Below are 20,515 nucleotides of genomic sequence, written 5' to 3'. Positions count from 1 at the left end.
CCTTTCCAAACAAAAATTAATATTCTTATTTGGTAAAATTCCGCTTTTCTTTCAGTGGGCAGGCACGAGCTACATTGGCGTACTCTTGTTTGTCTCCTGGGAGTCTACGCGGAATTTTAACTTTACATCATTAGTTAAGATTATTTAAGGTTGGTGAAACATTCGTGTTGTGTTCAAGTGCTAAACTAAGTTTAAGATTATTTTGAAGTTTATCACTGAAGCGGCTCATCGGACGCCCCAAGGAAAGCGCCCAGTCGAAACGGAAATCAACGACACTTTATGGTGAAGAGCCGATTTTTAAACGAAGAGGTGTTCTATGTCAGTTTATACAAATTCTATTATGGTAGCTTTTTTAATAACAATTTTCTTATCCTTTGTACTATTTGTACCTTGGCTTATTTATACCTATCGGAAATATGGCTACTTATCTGTATCCAAAACGATTATTATGTTCTCATTTATTTTTTACTTTTTATCGGCATTATGTTTAGTTTTACTACCTTTCCCGGAAACACGTGATACTTGCTCTCTACAAGCTGCAGATACAGTCCATTATAATTTACATCCTTTTCAATTTGTCACGGATATTTTAAAGGATAGTGGGATTGTTCTGACGAATCCATCAACGTGGATTTATATACCAAAGCAGCCTGCTTTTTATCAAGCATTCTATAATTTCTTACTGCTCATGCCATTCGGTGTATACTTGCGTTATTTTCTTAAAAAAAGGGAGTACTGGAAGCGTGCATTTCTATTTAGCTTTTTGCTAACATTGTTTTATGAGGTAACTCAATTTACGGGGATTTATGGCATCTTTAATTGTGCGTATCGAATCTTTGATGTGGATGATTTAATGCTTAACAGTGTTGGTGCACTATTAGGATTCTTTTTAGCCCCTGTTGTGTGGGCGCTGTTTCCTTCACATGAAGAGGTAGCGGCTAAAGCAGCAGAAATGGTCGAAAAAGATATCATCAAGCCATTATCTATTTTGTTAGCACTAGCAGTGGATTTGATTATCGTACAGTTCATTTTGTTCTTCGTTGGTGTCGTAACAGGCTATAGTGGTATGTTCGAGTTTTTAGTGAAAATTGCTTTGTATATGTTGCTATTTGGAGTTGTTCCAAGCTTTACAAGTGGGGCAACATTAGGGATGAAATTTATGCGTTTTACAATGGTCAGTGAAAACGGCAAAAGTATTGTAAATCAATCTTGGCGCCGCTGTGTTGCTATTCTCGTGGTAGTATGTACTTCGGAAATGATAACAACTTTCGGAAATATTCAATTAGATATGGATTCACCATTTTATGTACTGCAAATTGTCATTACATTGCTAGCCTTTATTGCGAATTTTGTTCTAACGATGGTAATTGTTATTCATGTAATAAGGGTCATCGTAAGTGGAGGCAGACGCCGTTTATTTATGGACTATTACGCAGGCTTACTAGCAACGAGAAAAAAATAAGGGGGATTGTTGGATGAAATACGTAATCATTGGAGGAGATGCTGCCGGAATGTCAGCAGCAATGGAAATATATCGAAATGTACCAGGAGCAGAGATTACATCTGTAGAACGTGGCTTTATTTATTCATATGGGCAGTGTGGCTTACCCTATGTGGTAGATGGGCGTATTTCATCGACAAAGCGACTTATAGCAAGAGATGTAGAAACTTTTCGTGATAAGTATCGTATCGATGCCCGTGTTGGTCATGAGGTGAACAGAATTGATGTTGAACAGAAGCTAGTTTTTGGAACGCGGTCGTCCGGGGAATCGTTTGAAATTCCTTATGATAAGCTACTTATTGCAACAGGTGCAGATCCTATTATGCCAGTGGAGAAGGGTTCAAATTTAGCGGGTATACACACGGTAAAAACAATACCGCAGCTAGAGGATTTACTAGCTGATTTAACGTTAGATATAGAAAATGTAACAATTATAGGTGCAGGCTATATTGGGCTAGAAATGGCCGAGACGATACATGCTTGCGGTAAAAAAGTAAGATTGATTCAACGAGGTAGCTATGTTGCAAGAATTTTAGACGAAGAGTTTGCGCAACATGTTCATGAGGAAGCAAAAAAGAATGACATCGAGCTTGTGCTAAATACAAAAGTAGAGGCGTTTGAGGGCAATCACCGTGTTGAGCGTGTTATAACGGACAATGGCGCTTTTGATACAGATTTAGTCATTATGGCCGTTGGAATTAAACCGAATACACAATTTTTAGAGGGAACAGGTGTAGCACTAGCTAAAAATGGTGCGGTCATCGTCAATCGACATTTAGAGACATCTGTTGAAAATATTTATGCTGCGGGAGATTGTGCAACGCATTTTAATATTGTAAAAGAACGCTTAGATTATGTACCTCTTGGCACGACTGCTAATAAGCAAGGTCGTTTAGCGGGACTCAATATGTCAGGCAAATCTGCGCCTTTTAGTGGTATTGTAGGTACTTCAATCTTAAAGTTTTTCAATTTAACAATCGCTACGACAGGTATTAATGAGCGCAAGGCTAAAGAGCTAGGCTTTGAGTATGAGGCCTTTAAATTATCTGCCCGCCATATTGCAGGTTATTACCCTGGTGCTCAACGGATGTTTATTAAAATTGTTGTTCGTAAACGAGATCAACAACTTTTAGGAGCACAAATTGTTGGACCTGCAGGTGTTGATAAACGGATCGATGTGTTTGCGACCGCCTTATACAATAAAATGACATTACCAGATTTACTAGATTTAGATTTAGCCTACGCGCCTCCATTCAATGGTGTTTGGGATCCTCTACAGCAGATTGCCAGAAAAAATGGGCGTTTATAACATTGGGGGTAATTAGAAATGAGCATTTACGACATTCAAGTTGCTCTAGACGATGGTACTGAATATAGTTTAGATCGTTATAAGGGTAAGGCAATGTTAATTGTTAATACGGCTTCCAAATGTGGTTTTACACCACAGTTTGAAGAATTAGAAGATCTATATAAAAAATATCAGGATAAAGGCCTTGTTATTCTTGGCTTCCCATCAAATCAGTTTAAGCAAGAAGTTGCGACTGCTGAGGAAGCAGCATCACAATGTCGTTTGACATATGGAGTGACATTCCCGATGCATGAAATAGTAAAGGTCAATGGTAAAGATGCACACCCTATTTTTGAGCATTTGACATCCCATTCTAAAGGCTTTCTAGGCAACAGTATAAAGTGGAACTTCACAAAATTTCTTGTGAATCGTAATGGTGAAGTCATTGGACGCTATGGGTCGGCCGATAAGCCAAGTAGCTTTGAGGATGATATACAAAAAGCATTAGCATAAAAAAGGATTCACGCACAGTTTTGTGTGTGAATCCTTTTTTATGCTCATTAGAAAGGTGGATGTCGATAAACATTAAAAGTTGGTTGATAAAACGTGAAAGTTGGTAGATAAACTTCAAAAGTTGGGCGATAAAACGCAAAAGTGCTCCGTTAAAACTCCAAAAGTTGGATGACATTTTGTTAAAACGTATATCATGTGGATAAGTTGATCTTCGACGACTGGGCGCCCCGAGGAAGCTTTGCTCTGTGCAAAAGCGAAGCGACAGCAACAAATGTTTTATCTGTGCGAAAGCGAAGCGACAGCAACAAATGTTTTATCTGTGCGAAAGCGAAGCGACAGCAACAACAAGCCCCCAGTCGGAACGGACATCCCCCCCCTCGTTATGCCTACGATTTAAGGTTGTTGTAAGCTTGCGACAACTTTGTTGTAAGTTTGGGGTCGTATACTAAAGTCAGAAAGAAGAGGTGAGCGTTTATGACGCCATTATTAAAGGTACAAAATGTAGAAAAAACTTACGGCAAAGGCGCAAATACATTTACAGCGCTATCGAATATATCATTTGAAGTAGAAAAAGGAGAGTTTGTTGGTGTAATGGGGCCTTCGGGGGCTGGGAAATCGACGCTACTAAATGTGTTAGCGACAATTGATACACCAACGACTGGTGAAATCATTATTGGTGATACAAACTTAGCGCGCATGAAGGACGCAGAGTTAGCAGATTTTCGTCGCGACAATCTAGGTTTTATCTTCCAAGACTATAACTTACTTGATTCTTTAACCGTTCGTGAAAATATCGTACTGCCACTTGCGATTGCAAAAGTGCCAACAAAGGCAATTAACGCAAAGGTAGAACGCATAGCTACACTGTTTGGGATAAAAGAGTTACTCGATAAATACCCATACCAAATTTCTGGTGGGCAAAAACAACGTACAGCATCATCACGTGCATTAGTTACAGAGCCGAAATTAATATTTGCGGATGAGCCAACTGGTGCTCTTGATTCAAAATCAGCAACAGACTTACTTGAAAGTTTAAGTGATTTGAATAATTCTCAAGCGTCCACTATTATGATGGTGACGCATGATGCATTCGCAGCAAGCTTTTGCCAGCGCATTCTATTTATTCAAGATGGACAGCTTTCTAAGGAAATTCACCGTGGTACTCAAACAAGAAAGCAATTCTTCCAAGAGATTTTACAGGTGCTTGGAGGCATCGGAGGTGGAGTAAATGACGTTATTTAGTTTAGCGCGTAAAAATATCCAGCGTAATTTGTCGAACTACTTTTTATATATCGCTTCGATGGTTTTTAGTATCGTTATCTACTTTACGTTTGTGACATTAAAATATAATGATGATATTTTAGCCTCACAACAATTTTCACGGCAAATTAAAGGATTGATGAGTGGATCATCTGTTGTGTTATTATTCTTTATCGTCATCTTTATGGCGTATTCCAATTCGTTTTTTATGAAAAAACGTAAAAAGGAAGTAGCACTTTACTCGCTATTAGGTGTGCGTAAGCAGAAAATCGGCTTAATGCTCTTTTTTGAGAATTTAGTGATCGGTTTTGTTTCCCTAGTACTAGGAATTGTTCTTGGATTCTTTATGTCACAAGGTTTATTAATGATCTTAGTACGTTTAATGGGCTTTGAGGTTGTAGGAAGTTTAACATTTTCCCCTGAGGCTCTAGTAAATACAACATGGATTTTTGCACTACTATTTTTATTCACATCTTTACAAGGTTATCGTGTCATCTATCAATTTAAATTGATTGACCTGTTCCATGCTGAGAAGCAAGGAGAGAAAATTCCGCGTGCATCATTAATAGCAGCTATACTTGGGACAGCGCTACTTGCATTTGGTTATTATACAGCGTCTTCAGATATCTTTACGAGTAAAATTTGGAGATTCTTCACAATTCTAGGTACGCCACTAATGGTTATAGGTATGACAATTGCAGGGACATATTTATTATTCCATAGTGTTAGCGTATTTGTGTTAACGGCGTTGAAAAAAGCAACTTCTTGGTCATGGAAAGGCTTGAATTTAATTGGTGTATCACAATTATTGTACCGTATTCGAGCAAATGCTAAATCACTTTCTATTATCGCTATTTTAAGTGCGACAACGATCACAGCAGGTGGTGGCGTTTTCGGTATGTATTACAATGCCGAAGCCAGTGTACGTCATGCGCTACCTAACACATTTATGTGGAAGGGCGATACGGTAAAATTTTCTCAAGAAGACGTCTTATACAACGAATCGCTTTCTGTGAAAAAATTACGTGTGGATAATGAATTTTCGTATTTTGAATATACATTATTAAAGGAATCCGACTATAATCGTCTAGCAAAATTGCAGGGGAAAGATGAACAATTGCACATTGCAAATGGTGCAACAGTTTTATTTGATACAAGCTTCGATGAACGTTTTTCACATGATTTTACCGGTGAAGAATTTAAATTAGAGAACGGGGAATCATTCCATGTTGATAAAATGTATACAGAGAGTGTATTAAACTTTATTCCAGCTGGTACAGTCCTCGTTGTAAATGATAAAGTGTTCGCTGCAACTAATGCAGAAGATGTGAAAATGCAGGTAGTTGGTATGGATAATGACTTAAAGCAGCAGGCTATTTCAAAGGAAATCTACAATCAACTATCTACTGAACAGCAAGAAGGGTTTTCAAGTGTTCCGCAAAGTTATGAGGATGGTTTAGCTACTGTAGGATCACTATTGTTTGTAGGAAGCTTTTTAGGATTAGTATTTTTAGCAGCGACAGGAAGTATTATTTACTTTAAAGTTTTAACTGAGGCAGAGGAAGATCAGCCTAAATATGCAATTTTAAATAAAATCGGAGTTAACAAAAAACAAATATTAAAAACAGTTGCAGGGCAGGTTGCCGTTATCTTTAGTGCACCACTCGTTGTTGGCATAGCACATAGTGCATTTGCGCTACTAGCCTTTTCACAGCTATTTAATATGGATATAACTAAACCAGTAATACTGTGGATGATTGCGTATTCAGCAATTTACGGCGTATATTATATCTTTACAGTTCGTTCATTCTATAAAATTATTAGACAGGGGAATTAATATGAAAAAGGTTTTCTTAGGTATAGGAGCATTGTTCTTATTGTTCGTCGCAGGTCTTGTTGTTCTAATGACCGTAGATTTTAACCGTTTAAATAAAGAGGCATACTATGTTCATATCACTACTGATGGTGAAATGGAGGAATTCAAGGCAAGTAACGGAGAAATATGGAAGTCATATTGGTACGAGCTACCTGCTTATGACGAGAACGGTGAAGAGAAAACATTGAAGTTTTCAGCTCAGAAAAATTTACGTCATGATGCATACTTAAAGCTTTATGTAAAAAAAGAAACAGAAGTTTCATCATATGATGAAGTAAAATTCCATGAGCTACCTGCAAAAGTACAGGAGCTAATGAAGAAATAAGAAGAAGGAGTAGTCCCTAGTTTAGGGCTACTCCTTTTTTTCTACTTGAAATTGAATGCTGACAGCTGTACCTTGTTGTTCCTCAGAGGTAATTGTTACAGTTCCACCGTGCGCTTCAATAATATCTCTAGCAATAGCAGTACCTAACCCAGTACCATGTGTCTGCTCAGTATTTGTCCCTCGATAATAGCGCTCGAAAATATGTTCAAGATCTTCGGCGGAAATGCCGTTACCGTTATCGGAAATCGTAATTGAATGATCTTCAACAAGAATAGTAACTGATACATCAGAAGGATTATGAAGCAATGCATTGTGTAAAAAATTCATTATCGCTCGTCGCATAAAGTGCTCGTCAATGTGATGCTTGATGACATCGTTAGTTGCATTAAACTCAATATTGGCTTCCTCATATTGAGGGGTATTGAGTGTATCTATAACGATTTCACGAATAAATTGCACCATATTTACTTCGGTTAAGCTGAGCGGAAGCTGCTGATGTCTTAAGCGCATAGTTAAATTTAAATCATCGAGTAAATCTTGCATATGCAATGATTGTTTTTCGATAATGTGAGCGTAGTCTCTTTGTTCATCAGCAGTCAATTTTCCATCATTCAGTAGCTCCGCATAACCACGAATCGAAGCAAGAGGTGTTTTCATATCGTGTGACACATTGCTGATCCATTCCTCACGCATCATTTCTAATCTTTTACGTTCCTGCTCGTGTGCGGCAAGCTCTTTTGATACTTCATTTAAATTCTCGAAAACAGGTTTGTACACACCACCTGGCATTTTACTAGAAACATGCTCATGATTTTTTAAATGACGAATACGTTCAATCATTGCGTGTAGGGGCTTGGTCAACGTTCGACCGAAAAGCCAGCCAACGAGCGTAGCTACTAATAAATCAGCAAGGACAATGAGCAAACCAAACTTACCAATAAACTGTAATACGGAAGAACCAGAAAAATGAGTGACATATCTAGTAACGCCACTTCCTTCGATGCCGATAAGATAACTGATACTTTCTTTACTTCCCACATATACGGTTGTATCTACGTCGAATTCTTTATATTTATAAACTTGAATTAAATCAATCGGCGCATAGTGTGTAGGAGCTTTCTTTGGAGCAAAATGGGCTTCAATGACCTGTCCATTATTATCAAGTAATTGAATCCAAGCATTTCGCTGATGCAATTGTTGAAGTCCATCCTTGCTTACCGCTACCGTCCCATTACTTATATCAATATACTGTTGGAACTCACGCACGAAGTTTTCCTCTGAATACGAAGTTGTTTTATCGTATTTATTTACCTGTTGAAAAATGAAAAAACCAATTAAAATGGCTGTATTCAGGAAAATAACAATAATAACAATAGACAGCACAGAAAGCAGAAATCTAGCTGTTAATTTCCATTTCATACTTGCTCCTCTTTTGGAACGACAAATTTATAGCCAAGCCCTTTTACCGTTGTAATATACCTAGGTTTTGATGCATCTTTTTCAACCTTTTCACGCAAACGTCGAATATGCACCATAACAGTGTTGTCTGAGCCGAAAAAGTCCTCTCCCCATACACGCTCAAACAGAGTTTCTTTACTTAAAATTCGATTAGGATGTTTCATAAAGCAAGCCATCAAACCGATTTCTTTCGCTGTTAGCTCCAATAAAACGCCGTCCTTATGTACCTCCATTTCATCTCCATTAAGCAAGAATGGACCAACTTGAATCGATTTCGCTGAAGTTACTGGCACTGCTTCCTGCGTTTGATAACCAGCTCTGCGAAGCTGTGCTTTCACACGATAGGCGACCTCCTTAGGACTAAAAGGTTTCGTAATATAATCGTCCCCTCCGATAGCAAGTCCTAAAATTTTATCAATTTCCTCGTTTTTGGCTGACATGAAAAGCACCGGCACATGCGACACTTCTCGAATACGTCGACATAAATCGTAGCCCTCACCATCAGGAAGCATCACGTCAAGAAGTACAATATCGGGTTGAGTCTGTTGAAAGCTCGTCCAAGCTTCTTGAATGGAGCCAGCTGTATGAATTTGCTTATAACCTTCTTTTTGCAGGCTGACTTTTAGAAGCTTTGCTAAATCTGCCTCATCATCCACTACTAGAATTGTTGGTTCTTGCATTGTTCACACGTCCTTTCTTCTTTATATTGTCAATCGTCATTAGAATTTTAAGAATAGCGTATGGCTAATAAGTTAGTGATAGCACGATAAGCAATTCCTTATTATTTTGCAATAAAAGTTACCGATTGAAAATTTCACGTTATGTGACTCATTATAAATGAAATTTGCTTGAAAAAGGAATTGAGACATTATTCATTATTTGAATTAATAAATATTAAGACCAATTAGTTACCTATAAAGGGAAAATAATGATTTACATACTCAGCTGAAAAGTTTATTTTTAAACACGTATAGGTCTCTAGAACTTTGTGGAAAAGCCTTTAAAATCAACGATGCAACTTTAGGTTGCGGAAAAAGTAACCAATGAGTTCTCGATTGATTTTGGGATTTTTAGTAAAGTTAAGGTATCAAAAATGATAGGCGGAATGATGGATGAATTTATCTCGGAATTTAAAAAATAAAAGAGAAGAGCACAGTTTTTCACAAGAAGACATTGCTCAAAAATTAAATGTTTCTAGACAATCTGTTTCAAAATGGATCATCATCAAAACGTGCGGTTGATTTTCGTTCCGACTGGGCGCTTTGTAGCTGCCGCTTCGCTTTCGCACAGTCAAAACATTTGCTGCCGCTACGTTAACACTACACTTTCGCACAGAAAACATCCGCTACGCTGCAGGGTCTCGGGCTAACACGATGTTGGTCACGAAGGCGTTATCACAGGATGTGATGCTTTTAGCCTTCGTTCCTCTATTGCTGATCCCCGAGGAGTCGCCCAGTCTTCACTCCAATCAACTATTTACATAGTAGACGTTTTAACAAAAGTCATCCATAACTTTTGGTGATGAACCTTCAAAATGGGAAAACGGTAATTGTTATCCGGATTTAGATAATCTCATTTTATTAAGTGAGCTATATAATATTTCGCTAGATGAATTGGTTAAGGGTGACAAGGATTTCCAAAAAGAGATTATAATCCAAAATACAGATAATAAACTTCAAACAACACAATGGTGGGCTTTGATACCGATTATTGGAATGCTTTACGGATTGATTTCAATGGTTTTAAATCATTTTTAGGTAATATTAAAGAAGAATGAAAACAACTTTACATTAGAATACTCTCTAGCTCCTGCGTGTCATTGATCGCAGGAGCTTTTTCATAACTTTTTAAAACCATTCCAGAAAAGGTCAGTATTAGTAAGAGTACTAAGGCTTTTTGACACTTTTACAGATGTAAAGCGTAATAAGAGTATCAACCATTAAGGGGGGAGCAATGTTTAAAAAAATAACAGCAGACGCGCTCGGACTTTCAGATATTAGTGTAGTTATCACTCGAGAGTACTATGATAAGACGGATGCAGATGATTATTGCTTTACAAATCGTGCGATTATCCATGTAGACGGTAAGAGCGCGATGAGCAAAAAGCGTTTACTGCGTCGTTACGACTACCTAATGCATAATATTAGTAATGTATTCCTCGAAACAGCAGGAACTATTGACCTTGATGTCGAAATTAAATTTACAATCGACAATACACCATTATCAATTGATATTCATAAACGTTTTATCGATGACATTAAAGATTTATATAAAGCGTTGCATGCCATTAGCTATGGGCAAAAGCAAAATGCATACAAGTTAGAGGTGGCAGAAAAGAGTTCATCTGTTGCTTCTTCATCCATTGGTCGTATCGGCAATGACAATGTCCCACCATCTGCATCATTTGAGGAGATTACATGTTTTGCGAATAATTGGATGATTGACCATAAGGGAAAATACAAGAAAGGAGATTTCTCACACATATTTGATTTATACATGAACAATTAAGGAATATAGCTCTCTACGTTTTGTGGAGAGCATTTTTAACTTAAGTATATACATAAAATCAGAGCTAGGGGCGTGACGAAAAAATGACAAGCGAATTGCAAATGCTAGAAAAAGAAGGAATACAAAGTGAAGATCTTGTACAGCAGCCGCAAGCTGTCGAAACATTATTCGTAAATGAGTTCATAGATGGTATTTTAGATCCACAACAAAATATGCTTGGACCTATCAAAGACGGTGGAACAATTATTGCTAATACGACGCCAGGCTGCTGGGGCCCGATGCTAACACCAACGATCCGTGGTGGGCATGAAGTAACGAAGCCTGTATTTGTAGAAGGGGCAGAGGTAGGAGACGCCATTGTTATCAAGATTAAATCAATACAGGTAACATCAGTAGCAACAGCATCTGGGCATGATGAGGCGATTTTGGACCGATTCATTGGGGATCCATTCGTATCAGTAAAGTGTCCAGGCTGTGGTAAGCTTCATCCTAGTACAGTTGTCAAGGGAATAGGTCGACAGGCCATTCGCTGTTCGACATGTGATACAGAAACATCACCTTTTAACATGACACATGGCTATACTATGGCGTTAGATCATAAAGGTAATATTGGTGTGACTGTTGGGCGAGAAGGTGCTCGCCGAATTGCACTTGATGCTAAAAATTATATGCGTACACCTGAAAATTCTGTGCAAAATCCTGCGGTTGCATTAGCACCAAGTGATTTGGTTGGTGTAATGACAAGAATGCGACCTTTTTTAGGGCAGCTTGGAACGACACCTTCAAAGGCGCTGCCCGATTCCCATAATGCTGGTGACTTTGGCTCTTTTTTAATCGGTGCGCCACATGAATATGCATTTACGCAGACTGAATTAGATACACATCGTACAGATGGACATATGGATATAAGCCGTGTTCGTGAGGGGGCAACAATTATTTGTCCAGTAAAGGTTCCGGGCGGTGGTGTGTATATTGGTGATATGCACGCAATGCAAGGGGACGGAGAAATTGCAGGACATACAACGGATGTTGCTGGTATTGTTCAACTTCAGGTAAGTGTGTTGAAAAAAGTAGCTTTGGATGGCCCTGTGCTATTGCCAAATACAGAGGATTTACCTTATACGGCTAAACCTTTTACTAAGGAAGAAAAACGTCGTGCACGTGAGCTTGCTGAGGAATTCGGCGTTAAACAAGTGGAGGAAGTATTCCCTGTATCAATTATTGGCTCTGGAACAACATTAAATGAAGCAACAACTAATGCTATAAGTCGTGCTGCAAGGCTTTTTGAGATGAGCGAGCTAGAGGTTATGAATCGAGCGACGATTACAGGATCGATTGAGATTGGTCGTCATCCAGGAGTTGTAACAGCAACTTTCCAAGTACCTAAAACAGTACTAAAAAAAGCGAAAATTTATAAACCAGTGAAAAAACAATATGATTAAATGCATACCTAAAAGCCTAAAAAGAAAGCAAACTAGAAAATTTCATAGTTTGCTTTTTCTTTCTAATAGATTATAATGCTAAAAATTATGGTGAAAGACATATTTTAAATTATATCCAAAATTTTACATTTATAAATTGAATTCTATTTAGTAGTTGTTATAATAAAACAAGCTTAGAATATACAAAAAATCGATACGGTTCTATAGAATTTTGAATAGAAAGGAAGGTGACTCATGGCAGATTTCGTACGTTTGCAGAACAAGGAAGAAAAATCAAACCCTATTAAAACATACATATTCAAGATGAAAGGTGGGGGACATGCTCCTTCACGAACAAATTTTGCTGATGCGATAACAGGTGCAATCGGTGGATTAATATGTATTTCCGCCTTGCTTTGGTTGACGAACTATACAGGCACCCCATGGTTAATGGGGTCACTTGGTGGGAGCTGTGTACTTGTATTTGTCGTTTGGAATGCGCCGTTGTCCCAACCTCGAAATATTATAGGAGGTCATTTGATTTCAGCTTTTGTCGGCTTAACCATGTATTCGTTGTTAGGGACGAGCATAGTCTCAATTAGCCTTGGCGTAAGTTTAACCATTTTTTTTATGGCTTTATTAGGAATCATTCATCCGCCAGCAGGAGCGAATCCAATTATTATTATTTTAGGAGGCTATGGATGGAGCTATCTAGTAATGCCCGTCCTTATTGGTGCTCTCATTATCGTATTCTTTGGTCTAGTGATAAATAATCTGCGAGAAACGCGGAAGTATCCTTTATTTTGGTGAGGAAAAAGTTTAAGCAAGTGGCGGAAAAACGTCTTGTTCTTCGCAAAGATAAACATTGCATCTGCCGCTGCGCTTTCGGTGCAGAAAAAAATCCGTCAAAATGGACGGATTAGAAAATATTTGCTCCTGCCACTCCGCTTTCGGGGCAGAAAACATCCCTCAAAAATTTGACGTAAAGAGCTTTTTGCATCTGCCGCTGCGCTTTCGATGCAGAAAAACATCCCTCAAAAAATTTGACGGATGTTTTTTGTAACTATTTTGTTAGTCGCCCGTCTACTGTTGTGAGAGTGCTTTTTCTCGTTTGTATTGGTGAATGATGCATAGCTGTTTTAGTTGTGCGTACTATGGCGTTAGCTTTGAGCTGGCGTAGGCAATGAGCTATTTGTGACAATACGAATGGGCTACCAACTTATGAGTGATTGTCCAATGAGCTCATTTGCCGCTCATCTTTTAAACAGCAAATAATCTTTCCCCATCTATGAGGTATTTGACCTTTAGATGGCTTTTTTTATGCGTTGTAGTTAAAGTTGTGATATTACACGAATACTTTTGCTGTCATTTCTTTTATCCATATCACGATTTCTTTAGCATATGTTGGATAAGATTTGTTATATTGAAGAAAGAGTGGTTAAACTTTTAGGCAAGTATTTTACATGATAGGGGAAGATCTTTGTTGGTTGAATTTGATGGGGGGCTCCATTTGCATGTTGTTGGATTGTGATGAGCAGTTATTCATGACATATAAACAAAGTGGTGAAAAGGGTGCTGAAAAGTTACTTTCAAAATGGGTAGAAGCAGAGATTGATTCACCAGCAGACCCGAAAATTCTAGGTACTGCACTTTCACCGAGTTTATTTTTAGTGAATGAGGAAACAGCGATGAATATTGCGTTTTCAACTGCACGAAAATATTGGGGTCGTGTAACAGCAGATATGACAACTTTTTTTAATAACCATGGTTTAGATACTAAATTTGTTAATGAACGTCTCAATGCCTTTTTTTATACGCAAAAAGGCAAGGAAACCTTTTTTGAGCAGCTTTTTGCACAGCATACAATGGACTTAGAGAGATTAATTTGGCTGATTTTCGGGAAGCGAATGCAAATTACAATGCCAGTTAACGAACTACAAACTATATTTTTGTATAAATTTGACAACGAATATTTTGTGCATATGATTTATAAAGAAGAAGCCCAATTTTGGCATTGGCTTTTCATAAAAAAAGTTTATTCACTATTTATCCACAAACCATTAGAACAATTCACATTTATCCATGAAATGATGGGGCATGTTGAGCAATCCACAAGAAAAACTTGTGTACATGTGGATAACTTTGTGAATAATTACAGGGAAACTCTTGATAAGTGTATAACTTATGTGGATAACCGCAATTCTACTTGCTTGGCTAAAAAACAGTTACATCTTTACCAAATTGTAACGCACTATCGTTTATCGAAAGGGGATTATCGTTGTGTTAAAGCTCTAATTACTTCCTTTGAAGCGGATTGGCGTTATTCGATGTATGCACTGACAGAGAAAGAAAAAGTTCTGATTGCGTATCTACTGTTTCATATAGCACATCAGGAGCATAATCCTGAAACTGTTATTCACTACGGAGAGTATTTATTAGAAGATGAACGACTTAATAATTACGCGATAGAGATTTTGTTGGAATATAAGGACTTATTGCCGAATCGTAAGCCAACACCTCCGGCCATTATAAAAAATTATGAACTTAATTTTTTAGAAAACTTGTATGCAGTATTGCTTGATCATTATGTGAAAATGGGGCGTTATCAAGAGGGGCTCCTGCTTTTAAAGGAACATGTACTAGCATCCAATAAAAAAATTTATGCCTCTTTAGTACAGGGTAACTATAGTAACGAGCAATTTATTGCGATTGAGGCGTCCGTTCAACAGGATATTGCTCTCCATGTGAATAATTCATTACAGCATATTGGCTTGTCTGTGGAAGAATGGCGTCGATATTATCGTCAGCTAGAAACACCTTGCTATTTGGTAGCACTGAGCGCATCCTTGCATATGCTCAATATTTTAAAAGTTTTATTTGTGACGGAACAGTATGAGCTGTTTGAAAAATTAATGGAAATTTATAAAAAATATTTACTTATTGATGACCATTTTGAAAAGCTACGAATCTTTATAAGCGCATATGTTTAACTTATTTCAGCGGGTGTACAAACATCCGTACCTGTCGCTACGCTATCGGCACAAAAGACATCCGCGGTAAATAAAAGAGGGACTCAGTCTAAGAACGCACGTCCTGTGGCAATTTATCTGTGCGAAAGCAAGCGACAGCAACACGGTTTTTTTCTGTGCGAAAGCGAAGCGACAGCAACACGGTTTTTTTCTGTGCGAAAGCGAAGCGACAGCAACAATACACGACTGAGTAATTAACATCTTGCCGAGGCATAATTGATTAGAAATACGAAAAAGTGTCTAATGTGTTTTTTTGCAACAGTAGACACCTTTTTTATTTCGTGTAGTTGGCTAACAATATTATTCTAAAACCCCTTTGTCCGTTAAGTCAGCAATTTGCTCGACACTATAGCCAAGTGAAGACAACACTTCTTTATTATGCTCTCCAAGCTTGGCACCGACATGCTTGTACTGAGGCTTAACACCGTCAAACTTAAAAGCAGATGCAATTTGTTTTTGCGTAGTACCGTCGCTTTTGGGAATATCAACAATCATATCACGAGCCTTAAGCTGAGGATGCTCGCATGCTTCTGGGAAAGTTAATACTGGTTCGACACATCCCTCGAAATCCTCGTTAAATACTTCAAGCCATTCTTCGTAAGTCTTCGATAAAAACGCATCATGGACAGCTTCTTTAAAACGAATTTGTGTGTAGTATGAATCATTAAAAGTATTATCAATGAGCTCAGGAATATCAAGCGCTTCACAGAGTAATCTGCGGAATTGAGGCTCAAGACTTCCTACCGAGAAAAATCGGCCATCCTTTGTTTTGTAAAAGTCATAGTAGCTTCCACCATTTAAAATTTCTTGCTCAGGCTGAGGTATACGACCGCCGCCAATATAGGCAGATCCATACATAGCATTCAGTGAAAATACAGCATCGGTCATACTTATATCAATATATTGCCCTTCACCTGTTTTTTCACGATGTAAAGCAGCTGCGAGTACTCCGATTGCTGAATGCATCGTGCCCCCAGCCAAATCAGCAAGCTGAATACCCATTGAGACAGGCTTTTTATCTTTATGACGTGAATAATCAAGTATGCCAGCTAATGATAAATAGTTATTGTCATGTCCTGGCCGATTGCTATATGGTCCAGTTTGTCCATAGCCTGTAATAGCGCAATAAATAACCTTAGGGTTTACTTCTTTTAGAGCTTCATAGCCGATGCCAAGTCGTTGCATGACACCAGGTCGAAATCCTTCGATAATGATGTCGTACTCTTTCACGAGTGACTTAACAATTTCTATAGCTTCAGGCGATTTTAAATTTAATGTTAATGACTTTTTAGAACGATTCAGATGTTGATGAATATACGCCTCATGATCATCGTCGTAAGGAGGCATAATACGTGTTAAATCTACGCGCTTTGATGATTCAACGTGAATAACCTCAGCGCCAAGATCAGCAAATATCATTGTTGCCATTGGTCCCGGTAGTAATGCAGAAAAATCGAGAATTTTTAACCCCTTTAAAATACCCAAATCTCCCAACCCCTTTTTGTGTAGGCTACACTGTATTCAAGAATGCATTGTAGCGCTTTTCTCTTAATCCCCATTTTGCGAAAAGCATGCATCACTTCTGTATTAATACAGAGCGGTGATAAATCATCAGTATTATAACAAAAGAATTGATGGCTTGACTATGTTAAATTTTATTATAAAATATCTAGTTGAAAAATCATATGTCAGAATAACAATAAAAGTAAAAAAATTCAGAATGTACGTGATCTCTATAATAAGGGGTGTTTTCGTTTGGTCCAAACCAATCGACTTATAAAATCATATGTTTTAATAAATTTCACACTCATTTCTTAGAATTGGAGCTAATGGAAATTCTTTATCAAATTTCAGACTGCGATAAGGTTAAAAAATCTCTATGCAATAGATTCCTGCATAGAGATTTTTGTGTATATTGGTCATCGTCATCAATTTAACCATTAAATTACTTAGAATAAAAGTTAACTGTATAATAGGGCGTACCGTTATCTTTGAAGCAGACACCAACAAAAATATGTGTAAATTCTTTTCTTAAAATATTTATACGATGTCCTTTTGAATTCATCAGTGCTTCATGGGCGAATATACTATTGGGCTGACCTTGTGCTATATTTTCGCCATACCAATAGTGATTAACTCTACCAGCATTGAGGCGGTCATTGGAATGATTACCATTATGATCTTCATGACTAAAGAATTGGTGTGTGATCATATTGCTACTATGCTGCCGAGCGATAGGATTGCATCTTTTGTCATAAATGAGTGGTTGCAAACCTTCTATAACCCGCTCATGGTTAATAAGTTCAACCATTAAATCTTCAAGGCCTATTCGTAGTTCATCGGAAGGCTTGCCATAATAACCACGTTTACTAAATTCAGTTTTGACATTAATCCAAATAATAGAACGAACAATATTGTTTTTGTGTAAATCATAGTAAAAAGTAACATAGTGACCATCAATCAAATAGGTCCCGTGTGTAGTATTACCGTCACAATCATTGTAATCGAGCAAATAGCTTGTGTTTTGATAGTGAATAGCTCTAAGTGGAAGACCGTATATTTTATTCACATCTATTCGATTAGCACCGATAGGAATACCAAATACGCTATGCCCAGCGCGTGTTTCATATCCTCCGACCTCTTTGGAGTTATGCCTTCCTACGAGGGAATATTGGGGGTAGTCCATCTCTACTCGATGCCATTTCATTTTATATTCACTTTGAAAGCTGGATAGTGACAAGGTTTTTTGTGTATTTGTTATTTTTGTACGAGCTGACTTATTCGAATTGAGAGCAGTATTCGTCCATAGAGCCATACTAAAACCAACCATAATTGGAGCTACTTTACGTAACAACATATTTAAACCCTCTTCTAATAATAAATTTATAATGAAAATCTATCAAAATAATAAAAGTTCTATAGATATAAAATACTATATTTTTGTCATATTAACGATGCTAAAATCCTGGAACTTTGCCTACTATATGGCTAACCATTAAAGCGTGGGGTTGATTTCCGTTCCGGCTGGGTGCTTTGTCGCTGCTTCGCTTTCGCACAGAGCAAAGCTTCCTGAGGGCGTTCGATGAGCCGCTTCACTCGCGTTCCGTTATTGCTAATCCCCAAAGAATCGCCAAGCCTTCACGCCAATCAACAAGGTAAATTTTCATCTCGAATTTTTATGATAAGTCTATATTTTTGCTTTTGTTATAACAGGGACTTCAAAAGTACTGCTTTTCACAAATATTTTGCTCTCAATACGAGAAATTTTCTTAATAAAGAATTTTTTGTGCTTAAATAGAATAATAGAAGAAATTATTAACTAGGGGTAAATGATAGAAAATGAAATCAAAACAGATAAAGTTAAAGTATTTAATCATGGGTGTTGCCATGGCTGCTTTTTTCTTAACAGGCATTGGTAGCGTTTGGAGCGGTTACCGTATGAATGTTGCTTCGATTAAAGAAAATTCGCTTGAAACGAATCGAGTATATGCACAGAAATTAGCAACAACCGCAAGTTCCTATCTTGAAGAATCCTTCCAAATTTTAAGGTATAGCGCGAGTGCGATAAAGACGAAAATGCATGATAGCAATGCATTAATTCAAGAAACTGAGCGTTTGAAAAAGCAAAATAACATGTTTAACTCTGTTCTTATCACAAATGCAAAAGGTCATGTATTATCTATTTCACCACCATCTGAGGAGGTACAAGGTAAAGTATTAACTTCAGCTGGAGCGAAAGAGGCTTTATCTAAAAGGGAACCTCTTGTCTCAAAGCCTTATAAGGGGATTACAGGGCGTCTCCTTATTTTTATCTCGTATCCTATATTTTCAGAGACAAATGAATATTTAGGAATGGTAGCTGGGACAATTTATTTGAAGGAACGAAATGTTTTTAATGAATTACTCGGAGAGCATTATTATCATGATGGTTCATATGTGTACGTAGTTGATTCAGATGGGCGCGTTATCTATCATCAGGACCCAAGTCGGATCAATGATATCGCTATTGATAATGAAGTTGTTCAAGCAGTGGTTTCTAGGAAAAGTGGGGCTCAACAAGTAACGAATACTAAAGGAGTAGAAATGCTTGCTGGTTATAGCACCGTACCTTTAACAGGCTGGGGAGTAGTTGCTCAAAGACCGTTAAAGGTAGCATTGGCTCCTTCATTTGATAGAGTACAGGATGTAGCTATAAAATCCATTCCGCTTATGCTAATTTCGATTTTTATAGTCCTTTGGATGGCAGCACGTATAGCTAATCCCTTACAGCAATTGGCTACTTTAACAGAGGAGAGCATGGAATCGAAAAATGTAGAAGGCTTGAAATCTGTACGTAGTTGGTACTTTGAAGCGCACTTTTTAAAAAGTGCACTCATTCGAAGTTTAACATTTTTACAGGGACAGGTGTCCTATTTTAAAGATCAATCTACAACAGATCCGTTAACAGGTGTAACTAATCGTCGCACAATGGATGCGATGCTAGCTGAGTGGCTTGAGAACGATTTGCCACATGCTCTCATTTTGCTAGATTTAGATCATTTTAAAGGTGTTAATGATACGTATGGTCATGCCGTAGGTGATAAAGTTTTACAATTTTTGGCTCGGGATATGAAAGCAGTCGCTCGTGAAGGAGATGTTTGCTGTCGCTACGGTGGTGAGGAATTTGTGATGTTATTGCCAACTACTACTGCTAAGGAAGCGGCACAGATTGCTGAACAACTCCGCGATATGTTGGCACATACTACAAGTCCTTGTGGTCGCCCGGTTACATTATCAGCGGGTGTTGCAGTGTATCCACATATGGCTGACACGACAGAAAAGTTGATTGAAGCAGCAGATGATGCGCTGTATCTTGCAAAACAAGCTGGACGAAATCGAGTCATGGTAGCAGAGCCAAAAAAATAAATAAAAAAATGTTTTAAAATAAGCATACATTTCTAATTTTTAGGGTACATGATTAATGGAACGATTATTTGGGCAAGCTACTTTTAAGTCATTTCCCATATGACTTGTATATCCTGTTCAAATGATACGTAAACTCGGGACACATCTCTCGATCGACTTGACAAGATGTAAGGTTATCCCCCTTTCCCTTATGACATCGCAAGCGACTAGATGTACGCCTATATATCGTTAAAGCCAAGTAAGCACCGATGCTCCTTGGCTTTTTTTATTGGATTAAGGGAAAGGAATCGAGAAAAGATAAGTGATTGGTGAGTAGTGCAATTTGGATAGCTTAGAGTGTCAGTGTCCAAATAGTTTTTTGATTCATCACATAGGTTGGTACAAAACGTATGCCATTGTATAGGTTGATTGGAGTGGAGACTGGGCGACTC

Annotated in this window: 15 protein-coding genes and 2 pseudogenes; 13 read left to right on the top strand and 4 right to left on the bottom strand. The window is 37.8% G+C overall.

The features are described 5' to 3' along the window. The first annotated feature begins 316 nt into the window (after positions 1–316). The 6 genes from ACIQZA_RS20170 (at position 317) to ACIQZA_RS20145 (ending at position 6,763) form a co-directional block, all read left to right on the top strand. Positions 317–1,462 (top strand): VanZ family protein, encoded by a 1,146-nt coding sequence (locus tag ACIQZA_RS20170; protein WP_402883571.1) that lies wholly within the window; start codon positions 317–319, stop codon positions 1,460–1,462. Positions 1,463–1,475: 13 nt separating this feature from the next. Beyond that, complete coding sequence (locus ACIQZA_RS20165) at positions 1,476–2,810, top strand: FAD-dependent oxidoreductase (protein WP_402883573.1); 1,335 nt, start codon at positions 1,476–1,478, stop codon at positions 2,808–2,810. Positions 2,811–2,828: 18 nt separating this feature from the next. Next, positions 2,829–3,302 carry a glutathione peroxidase gene (locus ACIQZA_RS20160; protein ID WP_400939807.1) on the top strand — a complete coding sequence of 158 codons (474 nt, stop codon included), beginning with the start codon at positions 2,829–2,831 and terminating at the stop codon, positions 3,300–3,302. A 474-nt stretch (positions 3,303–3,776) separates the two neighbouring features. Further along, positions 3,777–4,544, top strand: coding sequence for an ABC transporter ATP-binding protein (locus ACIQZA_RS20155; protein ID WP_142509604.1), 768 nt, complete (start codon positions 3,777–3,779; stop codon positions 4,542–4,544). Beyond that, the gene (locus tag ACIQZA_RS20150; RefSeq protein WP_400939810.1) at positions 4,531–6,399 is read left to right on the top strand and encodes an ABC transporter permease; all 1,869 of its coding nucleotides are present in this window, start codon (positions 4,531–4,533) and stop codon (positions 6,397–6,399) included. Before ACIQZA_RS20155 ends, ACIQZA_RS20150 begins: the two co-directional genes overlap by 14 nt. Position 6,400: 1 nt before the next feature. After that, complete coding sequence (locus ACIQZA_RS20145) at positions 6,401–6,763, top strand: YxeA family protein (RefSeq protein ID WP_400939813.1); 363 nt, start codon at positions 6,401–6,403, stop codon at positions 6,761–6,763. 27 nt (positions 6,764–6,790) lie between these two features. Here ACIQZA_RS20145 and ACIQZA_RS20140 read toward each other — a convergent pair whose 3' ends face one another. Beyond that, positions 6,791–8,182, bottom strand: a complete 1,392-nt coding sequence (locus ACIQZA_RS20140) for a sensor histidine kinase (RefSeq protein ID WP_402883575.1) — start codon at positions 8,180–8,182, stop codon at positions 6,791–6,793. Further along, complete coding sequence (locus ACIQZA_RS20135; RefSeq protein ID WP_400939818.1) at positions 8,179–8,901, bottom strand: response regulator transcription factor; 723 nt, start codon at positions 8,899–8,901, stop codon at positions 8,179–8,181. The genes ACIQZA_RS20140 and ACIQZA_RS20135 overlap by 4 nt, the downstream gene beginning before the upstream one ends. 432 nt (positions 8,902–9,333) lie before the next feature. On the opposite strand from ACIQZA_RS20135, the pseudogene ACIQZA_RS20130 reads away from it, so the two are divergent. The 6 genes and pseudogenes from ACIQZA_RS20130 to ACIQZA_RS20105 form a co-directional block, all read left to right on the top strand. Then, positions 9,334–9,438, top strand: a pseudogene (locus tag ACIQZA_RS20130) (helix-turn-helix transcriptional regulator); the annotation flags it as partial. A gap of 315 nt (positions 9,439–9,753) precedes the next feature. Further along, a pseudogene (locus ACIQZA_RS20125) lies at positions 9,754–9,870 on the top strand (helix-turn-helix domain-containing protein); the annotation flags it as partial. Positions 9,871–10,174: 304 nt separating this feature from the next. Continuing rightward, entirely contained in the window at positions 10,175–10,729 is a 555-nt protein-coding gene (locus ACIQZA_RS20120; protein WP_402883576.1) for a PH domain-containing protein, read from the top strand. A gap of 83 nt (positions 10,730–10,812) precedes the next feature. Beyond that, on the top strand, positions 10,813–12,171 hold the full coding sequence (locus ACIQZA_RS20115; protein WP_402883578.1) for an acetamidase/formamidase family protein: 1,359 nt from the start codon (positions 10,813–10,815) through the stop codon (positions 12,169–12,171). 234 nt (positions 12,172–12,405) lie between these two features. Next, positions 12,406–12,960, top strand: coding sequence for an HPP family protein (locus ACIQZA_RS20110; RefSeq protein WP_400939827.1), 555 nt, complete (start codon positions 12,406–12,408; stop codon positions 12,958–12,960). Positions 12,961–13,664: 704 nt separating this feature from the next. Continuing rightward, on the top strand, positions 13,665–15,140 hold the full coding sequence (locus ACIQZA_RS20105) for a hypothetical protein (protein WP_402883579.1): 1,476 nt from the start codon (positions 13,665–13,667) through the stop codon (positions 15,138–15,140). A 339-nt stretch (positions 15,141–15,479) separates the two neighbouring features. Here ACIQZA_RS20105 and ACIQZA_RS20100 read toward each other — a convergent pair whose 3' ends face one another. After that, a complete protein-coding gene (locus tag ACIQZA_RS20100) occupies positions 15,480–16,664 on the bottom strand; it encodes a CaiB/BaiF CoA transferase family protein (protein ID WP_142509593.1) in 1,185 nt (394 codons plus the stop codon). A 460-nt stretch (positions 16,665–17,124) separates the two neighbouring features. Continuing rightward, positions 17,125–18,036 carry a CAP domain-containing protein gene (locus ACIQZA_RS20095; RefSeq protein WP_402883581.1) on the bottom strand — a complete coding sequence of 304 codons (912 nt, stop codon included), beginning with the start codon at positions 18,034–18,036 and terminating at the stop codon, positions 17,125–17,127. A gap of 482 nt (positions 18,037–18,518) precedes the next feature. On the opposite strand from ACIQZA_RS20095, the gene ACIQZA_RS20090 reads away from it, so the two are divergent. Next, positions 18,519–20,084: a diguanylate cyclase gene (locus ACIQZA_RS20090; protein WP_400939837.1), complete on the top strand. Its 1,566-nt coding sequence runs from the start codon at positions 18,519–18,521 to the stop codon at positions 20,082–20,084. Positions 20,085–20,515 lie beyond the last annotated feature (431 nt).

Source organism: Lysinibacillus sp. NPDC096382 (assembly GCF_044762845.1).
Taxonomy (GTDB): domain Bacteria; phylum Bacillota; class Bacilli; order Bacillales_A; family Planococcaceae; genus Lysinibacillus.
Note: the sequence above shows the minus strand (reverse complement) of the source record. Positions and strands in the feature narration are given on the sequence as shown.